Consider the following 13,580-nt stretch of genomic DNA (forward strand, 5'->3'; position numbering starts at 1 on the left):
CTTTCTCTCTCGTCGTGTATCACAAAAAATCATGATATGGTGTCATTCAGGTGCCTAATTTCCGTACTCAGCATCCTGAAAATTGTTTAGCGACGAAGAAAATTATAAAGATAAAATGTCACTAAACAATCATAAAACTGTGTTTCCATAATGTGGATTAATGCATAACCAACTGATCTATATGCATTTAATAATATTTCCAAACTTAGAATACAACTATTTCTTACGACGGTGTAAGATATCTCACACATTTAATTCCGAGGATTTCCTCTCTTTTGGAAAGTTCATACTTTTTATAGTGTCGAAAACTTCATGTAAAATGCGATAACGATTATGAAATTTGGATCAGAAACAATTGTCATGCTCATCGCCTATATGGCAGTCATCTTTGCTGTAGGCTATTGGGCTTATAAAAAAACGGATAATCTGAGTGATTACATTTTAGGTGGCAGAAAATTAGGGCCTGGTGTGACCGCACTGAGTGTCGGTGCATCAGATATGAGTGGTTGGCTATTGCTTGGTTTACCTGGCGCAATCTACCTTTCAGGTTTAGGTGAAATCTGGATTGGAATTGGTTTGGTCATCGGTGCATACCTCAACTGGTTGCTCGTCGCCAAGAGACTCCGTATTCATACGGAGCAAGCGAACAATGCACTCACGCTCCCAGAATACTTCGGGGTTCGCTTCAAAGATAATGCAAATATCATTCGTTTAACCTCTGCGGTTATTATTCTTGTATTCTTTACAGTTTATGTTGCCTCAGGTCTTGTAAGCGGTGCGAAATTATTCCAACAAGTGTTCCAAATGGATTATTACATTGCACTATTCTCCGGTGCTGCGGTGATCATTGCCTACACATGCTTTGGTGGATTTCTTGCCGTCAGCTGGACTGACTTTATCCAAGGCTGTTTAATGCTTCTTGCACTATTAATTGTGCCGATTGTTGCATTCAATGCACTTGGTGGCGTTGACCCAACAACGGAAGTTGTTCAGAACATCAACCCTCAGTTTAACGCACTTGCTGAAGGGCTGCCTTTGATTGGCATTGTATCAGCAATGGCCTGGGGCTTAGGTTACTTTGGTCAACCACATATTCTTTCCCGTTTTATGGCAATCGAATCTGCAGATCATGTCCCTACAGCAAGACGTGTGGCAATGGGATGGATGATCATGTCTCTCATTGGTGCCATCGGCGTTGGTTATGCCGGTATTGCCTATTTTGCTGATGCACCGCTTGGCAAAGATCAGACAGAAACCGTCTTCCTTCACCTCGTCAGTGCCTTACTCAACCCTTGGGTTGCTGGATTACTCATTGCCGCAATTATGTCTGCAATCATGAGTACCATCGACTCCCAGTTACTTGTTTGTTCAAGTGTCATGGTTGAAGATATCTACAAATCAACGAGTAAGAAAAAACCAACTGAGCAGCAGCTTGTCTGGTTGAGCCGTCTATCACTTGTTATTGTTGGCGCCATCGCCATTGTCATCGCGCTAGATAAAGACAGTTCAATCCTTAAACTTGTGAGTCATGCATGGGCTGGATTTGGATGTGCATTCGGACCTGTCATCTTACTTTCTCTATATTGGTCTAAGCTTACTAAGTCAGCTGCGGTTGCCGCAATGATCACTGGTGGAGCAACTGTTCTCGTATGGATCATGATCCAAAGTGGCGTATTTGGCCCAATCGAGAAAGAGAGTTTCTTAAACATTTATGCAATGGTACCAGGATTCATTCTTTCAACAATAGTTGCTGTAGTGGTTTCACTAATTGAAGATACAAGTGAATATGACGAGATTTTTCAAGATCTTAGTCTAAACAACAAAACATCTTCGATTTAAACAGTGACAAGTTTGGAAATCTTCCGCTAGCCTTAAGAAAGACGTTTGAGTAAATAGATGAATGAATCACTGAAACAGGATCTCACTCTATGTATTTTTACGCCGCTCGTCAGCCGATATTAGATGCTGAAAAGTCCTTATATGGCTATGAGTTATTGTTTCGGGATAGTTTGGTAAATGTATTCCCAGATATAGACGAAGATGAGGCTACCTCTCGTATGATCGAAGGTAGCCAGTTCACTCTTGGTATTGACGACTTTACTGGCTCAAAACCTGCGTTTATCAACTTTACGCTGGATACTATTCTAAAGAAGTACCCTTTTATGCTCTCTCATGAGCATCTTGTCGTAGAGATCCTTGAAACCGTCCAACCCGGCAAACGGCTTTTAGAAGAGGTCAAGGAACTCAAAGAAAGTGGTTATATGCTGGCGCTAGATGACTACGAGCATAAATCTGTGTGGAAACATTTTTTCCCTTACATTGATATCATCAAAATAGATGTACAGGTGTCTACTCGCGAAGACATTGAGTTTTTGAAAAAAGAAATTGAACCCTTTCCACAAATCAAGTTGCTTGCAGAAAAAGTCGAAACGAATGAGCAGTTTCAAGAAGCAGTTGAACTCGGCTTTACTTATTTTCAAGGATTTTTCTTCTCCAAACCAGAAGTTGTTAAAAGTAAAGCGCTGTCACCTGCTCAAATGACGCTGGCTGAGCTTCTTTATGAAACCTCAAAAACAGAACCCGACCTCCCGTCAATCACAAAGATCTTCGAGCGAGATGTCAATCTCTCATATAAATTGCTGCGTTATTCAAACTCTTCCATTTTTAGAAGACGCGCAGAGATCTCAACCATCAAACAGGCACTCATTGTGCTTGGGCAAAAAGAATTAAAACGCTTCTTATCCGTTTTATTCACCGCACAGGTATCAACCGATAAACCAGCAGAACTCATGCGTCTATCCATGACAAGAGCGAAGTTTTCAGAGGGGTTATCTGAACTGATGGCACCAAATGAAGATTCCTCGAAAGCATTCTTGACCGGACTGCTCTCTCTCATTGATGCAATTTTAGATGAATCGATTGAGAATATTATGGAGCGGCTCCCTTTGGCAGACGATATCAAAGATGCTCTTGTGAAAGGGGAAGGCAAACTCGCAGAATTGATTGAGTTGATTATTGTCTACGAGAAAGCAGAGTGGGATGCAGCCAACACATTGATCGAAAAATTGTCATTGGATAAAGAGAAAGTCCCTGACGTTTATCATGATGCAGCGCAGTGGGCAAACCAGCAAATGCAAGCTTTAGGTGAAGAGTAGTACCCACACTTATTGGCTCTCCTTAGGCTTTTGATAATCGCCTGATTGATGATCTTGTAGCATTTTCTTAAGCTTTCCTGTGTCCTTTAACTGTTTTAGCCCTCGATTAAAGGCTTCAAGCAATTGTTCCGCATTGGGGATCTTTTTTGAAAACAACAAATGGTGTGTTGTTCGCATAATTGGTCTGTGGTGATAGGTAAACTGTTTTTGTATCTCTTCGGGGTATAAGCTGATATACATCTGACCAATTGCCAGTTCCTGCGGGTATATCTGCGTTCTTCCCTTGAGAAGCAACTCAAAGTTTTGCTTTTCTGTCGCGACACGCTCCACCATCAGGTGTTTCTCTTTCACAGCTTTGTCGAACTCTGGTCCATATGTAAAACCGAGCACTGCACCAATACGTATATGTTTTAAATCTTCAATTGTTTTCCATTCAAATGGGTATGACTTCAAATGAAAAAAAACTTTCTCATTTTCAAGCAAAATATCGCTATATAAAAAATGCTTCATGCGCTCTTCAGTCGGTATCCACATTGAGGTCGCATCATATTTTCCTGCCAGAGTTTGCTGGTAAGCCCGCTTCCATGTCATCCATTCATAACGTGGCTTGATCCCTTGAGAAAGAAAAGCCTGTGTCAGTATATGTCCAATCACACCAAAGTGATGATACTCTTTTGCAATAAAAGGTTTTGCCTCATCATTTGCGAGTACAACCTGTTTCTCCGCTCCGAGAGCGAATGTCGTTTGCAGAAAACAGCAGCCCAACAGGATGTTTGTATATTGGTTCATAGTCCACTCTGTTTTGCGGTATCACTGAAAGTATAAACCCTCAATCAACATTAGGTTCCACACCATTCAATGGCGACATCGATCACGAACTCTCTTGTGAAAGTATTATTCCTTGAGCTCTGAGTATGCAATATCAGAAAAATTGAAACTAATTTGAACAGAACTTCACCAATCACGTTTTTCAATCATCAAACAATATTGTCTAACACGAGATAAAGTCGGATAATAGCTTAGCTTATAATGAGTAACATAATGATGCGTAAGACTCTCTCTTTGCCGCAATCAAGACGCATCTTTCGAAGGTAGCTTAATGAAAGAATATGTATTGCTCCTGATGAGTACAGTCCTTGTCAATAACTTTGTACTCGTGAGGTTTCTTGGGCTTTGCCCATTTATGGGCGTTTCCAACAAACTCGAAACATCAATTGGGATGTCTTTAGCCACAACATTCGTACTGACACTGGCTTCTGCCACTAGTTATATGGTCAATGCTTGGGTTCTTGTTCCCTTAGAACTCACTTATTTAAGAACACTGAGTTTTATCTTAGTGATTGCCGTCGTTGTACAATTTACCGAAATGGTTGTCCAAAAAACAAGCCCGACGCTATACCGCTTACTCGGAATATTTCTACCACTGATTACAACGAATTGCGCAGTTCTCGGTGTTGCTTTACTGAATGTCAACGCGCACCATAGCTTTATGCAATCATTAGTCTATGGCTTTGGTGCTGCGGTCGGCTTCTCACTTGTACTTATTTTATTTTCAGCAATGCGTGAAAAGCTGGTAGGCTCCGACATTCCGAAACCTTTTCAAGGTGCATCAATTGCAATGATCACCGCCGGACTGATGTCCCTGGCATTTTTAGGGTTTACTGGCTTGGTGAAGGTGAGTTAATGACAATTATTTATGCCTTAATTGCTTTAGGTGTTCTTGCCCTAGTTTTTGGCGCAGTCTTAGGATTTGCTGCCGTTCGATTTAAAGTCGAAGCAGACCCACTTGTTGAACAAATCGACGCAATTTTACCACAAACACAATGCGGACAATGTGGTTACCCTGGTTGTCGTCCCTACGCGGAAGCCATTGCGAATGGCGACGAGATTAATAAATGCCCGCCAGGGGGTGAGTCAACCATCAAAGAGCTTGCTAATTTAATGGGTGTTGAGCCAAAACCCTTAGATGATGCACATGGGCAAGAAGATGTAAAAAAAGTTGCTTACATTCGTGAGGATGAATGCATCGGTTGCACCAAGTGTATCCATGCCTGTCCTGTTGATGCCATTGTTGGTGCGACGCGTCAAATGCACACCATTATTATTGATGAATGTACGGGCTGTGATCTTTGTGTCGATCCTTGCCCCGTTGACTGTATCGATATGGTCCCACTCAAGCCCAAAGCCGAAAGTTGGAAATGGGATTTAGAAAGTATTCCGGTTAAGGTTGTGGAGTAGAAGTTACCCATGGAAACATTACTTGAAAGAATTCAACAGGGGCATTTCTGGGATTTTCCTGGCGGAATTCATCCACCCACACGAAAAGAACTCACAAGCCAACATCCTATTGCTGAGGTGCCATTACCGCCTGTACTCTATGTTCCCATCAAGCAGCATATTGGTACGATTGGACAGATCCTTGTCTCCAAAGGCGAACATGTGAAAAAGGGCCAAGCTTTAACCAATGGACTCAATCATTTGGATGTTGCAGTTCATGCACCAACATCAGGTGTTGTTCAGGAAATCAAAGAACATATTTCAGCACATCCGTCTGCCCTGCCTGAACTCTGTATCTGTATCCAACCCGATGGACTGGATGAGTGGCGTGAGCGGGAGCCTTGGGCGGATTATCTAAACTATTCGAAGGAGCAACTCCTTCGTCGATTACAGCTCAATGGCGTTGCTGGTCTTGGTGGTGCAGGTTTCCCGACGCATATTAAATCTGCAACGAATGCTGAAATTGAGTTTCTCATTATCAACGCCGTTGAATGTGAACCTTACATTACAGCAGATGATTTGCTCATGCAGGAATATCCCGAGGCTATCATTCAGGGAATTGAAATTCTGCAACATATGACTGGGGCAAAGCATGTCTTAATCGGTATCGAGGATGACAAGCCACTTGCGGTCACCGCAATTAAAGCCGCTGTGGGGGTGGAACGAGGTTTTCATGTCTGTGAACTCCCTACTCAATATCCATCAGGTGGCGAAAAACAACTTGTCCAAATACTCACGGGCAGAGAAGTTCCTAAAGGTGGTATTCCAGCCGATATTGGGATTGTCATGCAAAATGTTGGGACAGCATATGCAGTATCACGCGCAATTGTTGCCGATCAACCACTCATTCATCGTGTCGTGACAATGACTGGTGAAAGCATCCACCAGCCCAAAAACGTCTGGGCGTTATTGGGAACACCGGTATCGCACTTACTTGACCATGTCGATTTTCGACCTGGTCTGAATCAACGCCTGATTATGGGTGGCCCGATGATGGGATTTACGCTTCCATCTCCTGATGTGCCTATCACTAAAATTAGTAACTGCATTTTGGCACCATCGAATCAAGAACTCCCGCCAGAAAGCCCAGAGATGCCTTGTATTCGTTGTGGCGAATGCGCCATCGTTTGTCCTGCGACACTTTTACCGCAGCAACTCCAGTGGTATGCCAAAGCAAAAGATTATGAAAAGCTGGAAAGCTACAACCTCGCAGACTGTATTGAATGTGGGGCCTGTTCATATGTCTGTCCAAGCGATATCCCACTTGTACAATACTATCGCGTCGCCAAAGCAGAAATTAAAACCCAGCAACAAGAAAAACAAAAAGCAGAACAAGCAAAACTACGTTTTGAGGCAAGAAAAGCAAGATTAGAGCGCGATAAACAAGAGCGCTTGGAAAAACAACGAAAAGCATCTGAGGCTAGACAATCAACTTCTGAGGACAGTAATAAGATTGAAGCTGCGATTTCCCGAGTCAAAGAAAGCGCAACCGATAAAGTAGCCGCTGCGATTGCGAGAGCAAAAGCCAAGCGCCAACCCACAGAAGATGAATCACCAGATAACTCAGAAGTTATTGCAGCAAGAGAAGCAAGAAAGCAACAAGCTCGTGATTATAAAGAGTCAAAACAAACTGGCACAGAGCCAGAAAGTTCACCAACAGATAAAAAGGCTGCGGTTGCCGCAGCTATCGCAAGAGCGAAAGCAAAAAAGGCGAAGCTAGCGGAACAATCGGAAGCCACAGAGCAGAGCAAGGATAATTCATCTGAAAACGCCTCCGAACAAGACGATAGAAAAGCAAAAATCGCGGCAGCCATTGCCCGAGCAAAGGCAAAAAAGGCACAACAAGAAGATGCTGAATCACTTGGTGAAGAAAATGTTGAACCCAAAAGTAACGCAACTGATGATAAAAAGGCCAAGGTAGCCGCTGCAATTGAAAGAGCAAAAACCAAAAAGGCCGCAAAAGAAGCTGAGGCAAACGCTCAAGGAGAAGCTGAAACCCAGGCGTCCGATCTTTCTCCAGAAGAAGAGCGTAAAGCAAAAATTGCAGCGGCAGTCGCACGTGCTAAGGCCAAAAAAGCGCAAAAAGATAATGATCAAGGTAAGAACTAAATGACTTTTAAGATAGCAAGCTCTCCCCACCTTCATATTCGAAGAAGTACGCATGACATCATGCAGCTTGTAATATTAGCTTGTATTCCAGGAATACTCGTCCAAGCGTTTTTCTTTGGTTGGGGGAATCTCGTTCATATTGCCATTGCTATCGTGACGGCTCTGATGGCAGAAGCACTGATCCTTCACCTGAGAAGCCGCCCTATCAAGCCTGTATTGATGGATTTTAGTGCATTACTCACTGCTGTTCTGATTGGAACAAGTGTCCCAACATTTGCACCTTGGTGGATCACTGTGATTGGTACTGGTTTTGCTATTCTTGTGGTCAAACAGCTTTATGGAGGATTGGGCTTTAACCTGTTTAACCCAGCCATGGCAGGATACGTTCTGTTACTCATTTCATTTCCCGTTGAAATGACCGCTTGGCTACCACCGCAAAGTATCGTTCATCACCAAGTGAACATTGGCGACGCATTCGCTGCGATCTTTACTGGGTACACCCTAGATGGCTATAGCGTAGCTCAACTGAGAACAACCATTGACGGAATGACAATGGCTACGCCATTAGATACCTTAAAAACTGGCTTTACATTGGGCCTGACAAGCGATGAAATCACCACAAACCCCGTTTTTGGTAGCTGGTATGCACTTGGCTGGGAGTGGGTGAACCTCGCGTATTTAGCCGGAGGTTTATTTCTATTAAAGATGAATGTGATCCGCTGGCAAATCCCAATTGCAACTCTGGGAAGTCTGTTTCTCATGGGATTATTAGGCTACATGATTTTACCAGACAGCTCTGCGGGGCCTCTATTTCATATGTTGACCGGCGCAACCATGCTTGGCGCTTTCTTTATTGCAACGGATCCTGTATCTGCCTCAACCACAAACTTGGGTCGACTTATCTATGGCGCATTCATTGGCTTGATGGTTTTTGTGATCCGAACTTGGGGTGGCTATCCTGATGCTTTTGCATTTGCGGTATTACTCGCGAATATGTGTGTGCCACTCATTGATTATTATACGAGACCAAGAACCTACGGTTATTCTCAAGGAAGTTCATCATGATCAAATCCATCTCGAAAAACGCACTGATTTTAAGTAGCTTTGCGCTTGTCAGTACTGGGTTACTCGCTGTTACACACGCATTGACTAAAGACAGAATTGAGATGCAGAAGAAAGCAGATTTGATTCAACTACTCTCGGATGTGCTACCGCAAAGTTACTATGACAATCAACCCTATCAAGATTGCGTCTATGTGATCAACGAGCAATTCTTAGGTAACCAAGAAAAGCACGCGGTATACAGAGCCAGAAAGCAAGGAAAAGTGAGCGCACTGGTTATCGAAACCACAGCACCTAACGGCTACAGTGGTGCGATTGACCTAGTGGTTGGTGTTGACTTACAAGGTAAGATTACTGGCTCTCGTGTTCTGACTCATAAAGAAACACCAGGACTTGGTGACAAAATTGAACTTCGTAAAAGTAATTGGATCCTGGAATTCAATGATCAAGTTGTAGAAGGCGATAAAGACAAACGCTGGGCCGTCAAAAAAGATGGAGGCATGTTTGATCAATTTACTGGCGCTACGATTACCCCAAGAGCAGTAACCAAAGCAGTCAAAGATGCGGCTCTGTATGCTTCTTTCCACCAAGAGTCTCTTCTATCAGCCAATAGTCAGTGTGGAGAAAAAAGCTAATGTACAAAGAGATCCTGCACAAAGGCTTATGGGAAAATAACCCAGCGCTTGTTCAACTTCTTGGCTTATGCCCACTCCTAGCTGTGACTTCATCTGTTGCCAATGCACTTGGCTTAGGCATCGCCACAACACTCGTTCTCATATGTTCAAATGTCACTGTATCCATTGTTCGCCTCTGGGTACCAAAAGAAATTCGGATTCCGGTCTTCGTCCTGATCATCGCCTCATTTGTGACTGCTGTAGAACTTTTGATGAATGCCTATACCTATGGTTTGTATTTATCCTTAGGTATTTTCATCCCCTTGATTGTGACCAACTGTGCAATTATCGGACGAGCAGAGGCATTTGCATCAAAAAACACCCCGGGATTAGCTGCATTTGATGGCTTAATGATGGGGCTTGGCTTTATGGCCGTGTTGCTGATACTCGGTGCAATCCGTGAGTTGCTTGGTGAAGGAACATTATTCCATGGTATGGAACTGTTACTCGGTGATTGGGCAACCGTACTACGACTTGAGATCTTTAAATTTGACAGTCACTTTTTGCTTGCCATTCTTCCACCTGGGGCATTTATGGCAATGGGTTTTCTTATTGCAATCAAAAATAAAATTGATGAACAGCGAGAAAACGCCAAAAAAGCCGCTGAGCCCAAAAAGACAATTGAGCGTGCACGCGTCACCAGCCAATAATGTGACCTGTCAGTGCCATTTAAATGTTCACTTGAGAAGTTGAAATGAATAAAGAAAAAAGACGCCAGATCTTAGAGCGATTGCGGACAGACAACCCGCACCCAACAACCGAGCTTGAATATAACTCCCCTTTCGAGTTGCTCATTGCTGTCCTCCTATCCGCACAAGCAACTGATGTTGGTGTCAATAAAGCGACTCGCAAGCTATTTCCAGTTGCAAACACTCCAGAAGCGATGGCCGCACTGGGTGTTGATGGCATCAAGGAGTACATCAAGACAATTGGACTTTTTAATTCAAAAGCAGAAAATACCTATAAAACTTGCCAAATTCTAATTGAGAAGCACAATTCACAAGTCCCAGAAAACCGGGAAGCCTTAGAAGCCCTCCCTGGCGTCGGCAGAAAAACTGCGAATGTTGTGTTAAACACTGCCTTCAGTCAGTTAAAAGACAATGAAGGGAACTACTTTTTAGCTGTAGATACTCACATCCAGCGGCTGGCAAACCGTACAGGCTATGCAAAAGGCAAAACGGTTGAACAAACAGAACAAGCGATTATAAAAAATACCCCAAACAAAACAGAGTTTATGTTTAATCTACACCATTGGTTTATTCTTCATGGTCGATATGTATGTACTGCACGTAAGCCAAAATGCAGTTCGTGTATCATTGAAGACCTGTGTGAGTTTAAAGAAAAAACTATAGATTAGAATAATCATCAAAGCCGCCTCAAAGCGGCTTTGCCCCTTTTCTACCCCTTCCCAATAAATGCCCTATTTATTGTTCAACGATAAAAACAAGGTCACTCCAAATGGACAAATCAGAGCTCATCGCCAAAATTGCCACGAAGCAAACATGCCAAAAACAACAGCAAACAAAGCCCTCAACGGCATTCTGGAATCCATCAGCTCAGCGCTTGAGGAAGGTGTTCAGGTTTCTCTAGTCGGTTTTGGTACATTCAAAGTGAATGAGAGAAAGTAACGCCTGGGACGTAATCCGCAGACATGTGAATCAATGAAAATCGCAGCGGCGAAAGTACCAAGCTTCTCGGCTGGGAAGTCGTTGAAAGAATTTGTGAATGGGTGAGGTGTGAGCCGCAGGGTTAACTGCGGCAAATAGGGTTAGACCCAACCTTGGGGAAAGAACTTGTCTGACATTGATTTCCAGAAGTCGCGGAATCCAGAGTCTAGCCATGGGGATGGCATCTTGAAGTCTTGAAAATTATCGTATTTGTTCCTTCTCGCTTTATTCCATATTTCATACCCATGTATATTTGGGCCTCCGATACAGGAGCCACAAGCTATACCTATTATTTCTCCCCCCATATCGATCGTATTCGATACCTCATCTGAGGGAATACCACCTACTGATTCCGGCTTCTCAAATCGATCGAGCTGAACAACAACCCAAGGTAGAACTTTTAAAGGGAACTCTTTTTGATAAGTTAGATAACCAAACTTAGTTTCAGAATAACTCCAAATGACCAAGTGTGACTCTTTATACCTAAAGAAGTACTCCTTTTCACTTGGTTCATGAAAACTCGGATACTCCCCAATAAATACAAAGCCTTGTGGGATACTAGTATGATGATTTATCTGTGGTATTTGAATGATCTCGTTTTCCATTTATGTTGCTACCCTACTGGTTTAATTTTCTTAAATACTTCAATGGCGCCAGCTTTTTGCAACTGGGATAATTTCTTAGGTGAGTGGTCAACATTAAACGTTTCTACAACACCTAAATCTTGATCTACATCCGGGTTATTGTTTTTCGTAATACCAGTTCCCAGAAAGTCTTCATTTGCACCAGTGTTTCCATAAACTGATATCCGATTGTTTAATAGTTTTGCTTCTTCAGGTGACAAATCATTTTGTAGAACATAGGCCTCAAATCCTTTTTCATTCCATAGGTTCATATTCTCTTCTTCTGACCTCACATAATGCTCGTTAAATTCATCCTGATATTCAGGCGTCATGATCTCCTCAACGATACCTTCATCAAAGCGATGCTCCAACTTCTCATCCGCGAATTCCGTCATATTTTCGAAGGTTGGCACAAAACTCACCGTGCCTGAGATTTCTTTGGCTTTCTGAGTATCCACAATGAGAAGACTATAGGTTTCCTCAGGGTTGTAAGTTAAACCGAGTTTTTTGCAGATGATCTCTGGGCATGTATCTGCATCTTCTAACTGATCGAAAGTCGTGGACCAGTACTTGACTCCAGTTCCCTCTCTTAAGTAAACCGGGCCTCCCATACCGCCACTCAGTGGTTGATCGGGCGTATTGTCATTCACAAGGAATTTAGATTCCATAAACCGAACATGATATCGCTCACTGGCGACATCACAGAAGGTGACTTGATGTTCTAGTTCTTCATCGGAGTATTTTGGGCTGTACCCTTCTTCTTTGATTTTCTCTCTTGACTGTGCAAGTTTTTTTTCGCGTCTGTAAGGCCTGTCGGCTCAACCTTTTTTAGTTCCATTGCAGCGGTATTCACCGATGAGACAATACCTTTTTCACCGATGATCACCGTCGTGTTACCAACAATGATCTTGCCGCCATGCTCTGTCGAGTCGCCCATTCTGGCAGCAGGCTTTCCATTGATAAAGACACCCGAGGAACCACTATTGATTGTATCTGGCGGGCCAACACAAACGACCTTATCCCCTTTACGCGCAGCAGGAAGACCACCAATAGAAACATTCGGTGAACCTTGTACGATTGGCCCACCGACATGGGGGACGGGTCCTGGTTCAACTTTGGGGCAAACGTGCATATGTGTGAGTGTTGCGGCGGGTTTTCCCATCTTATTCTGACCTCTTCCTTTTGATTTGAGTCCGTATTATTCCATTAAATCAACAGGCTGTGAAGATAGGTAAAAATTATTTAACTAAAAAGTGTTACGGATAGTTAAGCACTCAATGTAAACCACAAACAAGCGAAGCTTTTCGGCTGGGAAGTCGTTAAAAGAGTGTGTGAATGGGTGAAATGTATTGATTGCTCCTCTCATTAGGAACTCTGAACCATGTGGACTAAGGCGGACCGAAAATCACTGTGAAGACTATAACTCACTGCAATTCTTTAAATATTGGTCAAGATAAGATTTATCTAACATGACTTGCTTGAAGCCTGAGTCAAAATCTCGTATCAACTCCTCACTATTCTTGATGTTTTTAGAAAAAAGTAGATATCCCCTGCTGACAATTGCTGGATCAGGATGCATTTTGATCAACTGACGTTTCGCATAATGCAATTGATTTAAATGGTAATCAGCCAGTTTTTTTTCCATGATTGTAATATCAGCTCTTTGTTTGATAATCATTTTAAGATTCAATTCAGCTTCTATCACGATTTGGTGCTGAATATTGTATTTTTTTAAAGCCTGATAAAAATCATCGCTGTAGGTGTACCCTTTATTGATTATCAATTCTCGCCCGATTAAATCAGCATAAGATTTCCAATCAAAAGGCTTGTTTACATCATAATAAAAATAGAGTTTTTCTATAGCAACATGGTGATTTGGAAAGTTGAAGTCTTTACGTCTTTGAGGTTTATCAAGCCAATGCCCTGTCGCGTCAAAAGCACCTTGTTTCGATTCCATATAAGCTCTTTCCCAAGGCATAAATAGGATTTTTGTCTTATACCCACGAGCGCGAA

13 protein-coding genes and 2 pseudogenes are annotated in these 13,580 nt (G+C 42.7%); 10 read left to right on the forward strand and 5 right to left on the reverse strand.

What is annotated here, in order from left to right:
* The first annotated feature begins 333 nt into the window (after positions 1–333).
* Positions 334–1,839, forward strand: coding sequence for a sodium/proline symporter PutP (putP, locus tag C505_RS0106710; RefSeq protein WP_018691825.1), 1,506 nt, complete (start codon positions 334–336; stop codon positions 1,837–1,839).
* A gap of 89 nt (positions 1,840–1,928) precedes the next feature.
* Positions 1,929–3,155 (forward strand): EAL and HDOD domain-containing protein, encoded by a 1,227-nt coding sequence (locus C505_RS0106715; RefSeq protein ID WP_018691826.1) that lies wholly within the window; start codon positions 1,929–1,931, stop codon positions 3,153–3,155.
* 9 nt (positions 3,156–3,164) lie between these two features.
* Here the strand turns inward: C505_RS0106715 and C505_RS0106720 are convergent, their stop codons facing one another.
* Positions 3,165–3,944: a substrate-binding periplasmic protein gene (locus C505_RS0106720; protein ID WP_018691827.1), complete on the reverse strand. Its 780-nt coding sequence runs from the start codon at positions 3,942–3,944 to the stop codon at positions 3,165–3,167.
* Positions 3,945–4,254: 310 nt separating this feature from the next.
* Between C505_RS0106720 and rsxA the strand changes: the two genes are divergently transcribed.
* The 8 genes and pseudogenes from rsxA to C505_RS21670 all read left to right on the forward strand — a co-directional run bounded on the left by rsxA (position 4,255) and on the right by C505_RS21670 (position 11,010).
* Positions 4,255–4,839: an electron transport complex subunit RsxA gene (gene rsxA, locus C505_RS0106725; RefSeq protein ID WP_018691828.1), complete on the forward strand. Its 585-nt coding sequence runs from the start codon at positions 4,255–4,257 to the stop codon at positions 4,837–4,839.
* Positions 4,839–5,393 carry an electron transport complex subunit RsxB gene (rsxB, locus tag C505_RS0106730; RefSeq protein WP_018691829.1) on the forward strand — a complete coding sequence of 185 codons (555 nt, stop codon included), beginning with the start codon at positions 4,839–4,841 and terminating at the stop codon, positions 5,391–5,393. Before rsxA ends, rsxB begins: the two co-directional genes overlap by 1 nt.
* Positions 5,394–5,402: 9 nt before the next feature.
* On the forward strand, positions 5,403–7,541 hold the full coding sequence (gene rsxC, locus C505_RS0106735) for an electron transport complex subunit RsxC (protein ID WP_018691830.1): 2,139 nt from the start codon (positions 5,403–5,405) through the stop codon (positions 7,539–7,541).
* Entirely contained in the window at positions 7,542–8,606 is a 1,065-nt protein-coding gene (gene rsxD, locus C505_RS0106740) for an electron transport complex subunit RsxD (protein WP_026317799.1), read from the forward strand.
* Positions 8,603–9,238, forward strand: coding sequence for an electron transport complex subunit RsxG (gene rsxG / locus C505_RS0106745; protein WP_018691832.1), 636 nt, complete (start codon positions 8,603–8,605; stop codon positions 9,236–9,238). The genes rsxD and rsxG overlap by 4 nt, the downstream gene beginning before the upstream one ends.
* Positions 9,238–9,927, forward strand: coding sequence for an electron transport complex subunit E (locus C505_RS0106750; protein ID WP_018691833.1), 690 nt, complete (start codon positions 9,238–9,240; stop codon positions 9,925–9,927). The genes rsxG and C505_RS0106750 overlap by 1 nt, the downstream gene beginning before the upstream one ends.
* A gap of 44 nt (positions 9,928–9,971) precedes the next feature.
* The gene (nth, locus tag C505_RS0106755) at positions 9,972–10,634 is read left to right on the forward strand and encodes an endonuclease III (protein WP_018691834.1); all 663 of its coding nucleotides are present in this window, start codon (positions 9,972–9,974) and stop codon (positions 10,632–10,634) included.
* 101 nt (positions 10,635–10,735) lie between these two features.
* Positions 10,736–11,010 (forward strand): annotated as a pseudogene (locus tag C505_RS21670) (HU family DNA-binding protein).
* 35 nt (positions 11,011–11,045) lie between these two features.
* Here C505_RS21670 and C505_RS0106765 read toward each other — a convergent pair.
* The 4 genes and pseudogenes from C505_RS0106765 to C505_RS0106780 form a co-directional block, all read right to left on the reverse strand.
* Entirely contained in the window at positions 11,046–11,549 is a 504-nt protein-coding gene (locus C505_RS0106765) for a hypothetical protein (RefSeq protein ID WP_018691835.1), read from the reverse strand.
* A gap of 8 nt (positions 11,550–11,557) precedes the next feature.
* A complete protein-coding gene (locus tag C505_RS0106770; protein WP_157368861.1) occupies positions 11,558–12,235 on the reverse strand; it encodes a hypothetical protein in 678 nt (225 codons plus the stop codon).
* 206 nt (positions 12,236–12,441) lie between these two features.
* Positions 12,442–12,729: pseudogene (locus C505_RS21675) on the reverse strand (PAAR domain-containing protein); the annotation flags it as partial.
* A 255-nt stretch (positions 12,730–12,984) separates the two neighbouring features.
* Entirely contained in the window at positions 12,985–13,524 is a 540-nt protein-coding gene (locus tag C505_RS0106780) for a hypothetical protein (protein WP_407636613.1), read from the reverse strand.
* Positions 13,525–13,580 lie beyond the last annotated feature (56 nt).

The organism is Algicola sagamiensis DSM 14643 (assembly GCF_000374485.1).
GTDB lineage: Bacteria > Pseudomonadota > Gammaproteobacteria > Enterobacterales > Alteromonadaceae > Algicola > Algicola sagamiensis.

What these genes read in the sequence shown, in the direction of transcription:
- putP (WP_018691825.1), top strand. Translation starts at nt 334, where the DNA reads ATGAAATTTGGATCAGAAACAATTGTCATGCTCATCGCCTATATGGCA.
- C505_RS0106715 (WP_018691826.1), top strand. Translation starts at nt 1,929, where the DNA reads ATGTATTTTTACGCCGCTCGTCAGCCGATATTAGATGCTGAAAAGTCC.
- C505_RS0106720 (WP_018691827.1), bottom strand. Translation starts at nt 3,944, where the DNA reads ATGAACCAATATACAAACATCCTGTTGGGCTGCTGTTTTCTGCAAACG.
- rsxA (WP_018691828.1), top strand. Translation starts at nt 4,255, where the DNA reads ATGAAAGAATATGTATTGCTCCTGATGAGTACAGTCCTTGTCAATAAC.
- rsxB (WP_018691829.1), top strand. Translation starts at nt 4,839, where the DNA reads ATGACAATTATTTATGCCTTAATTGCTTTAGGTGTTCTTGCCCTAGTT.
- rsxC (WP_018691830.1), top strand. Translation starts at nt 5,403, where the DNA reads ATGGAAACATTACTTGAAAGAATTCAACAGGGGCATTTCTGGGATTTT.
- rsxD (WP_026317799.1), top strand. Translation starts at nt 7,542, where the DNA reads ATGACTTTTAAGATAGCAAGCTCTCCCCACCTTCATATTCGAAGAAGT.
- rsxG (WP_018691832.1), top strand. Translation starts at nt 8,603, where the DNA reads ATGATCAAATCCATCTCGAAAAACGCACTGATTTTAAGTAGCTTTGCG.
- C505_RS0106750 (WP_018691833.1), top strand. Translation starts at nt 9,238, where the DNA reads ATGTACAAAGAGATCCTGCACAAAGGCTTATGGGAAAATAACCCAGCG.
- nth (WP_018691834.1), top strand. Translation starts at nt 9,972, where the DNA reads ATGAATAAAGAAAAAAGACGCCAGATCTTAGAGCGATTGCGGACAGAC.
- C505_RS0106765 (WP_018691835.1), bottom strand. Translation starts at nt 11,549, where the DNA reads ATGGAAAACGAGATCATTCAAATACCACAGATAAATCATCATACTAGT.
- C505_RS0106770 (WP_157368861.1), bottom strand. Translation starts at nt 12,235, where the DNA reads ATGGAATCTAAATTCCTTGTGAATGACAATACGCCCGATCAACCACTG.
- C505_RS0106780 (WP_407636613.1), bottom strand. Translation starts at nt 13,524, where the DNA reads ATGGAATCGAAACAAGGTGCTTTTGACGCGACAGGGCATTGGCTTGAT.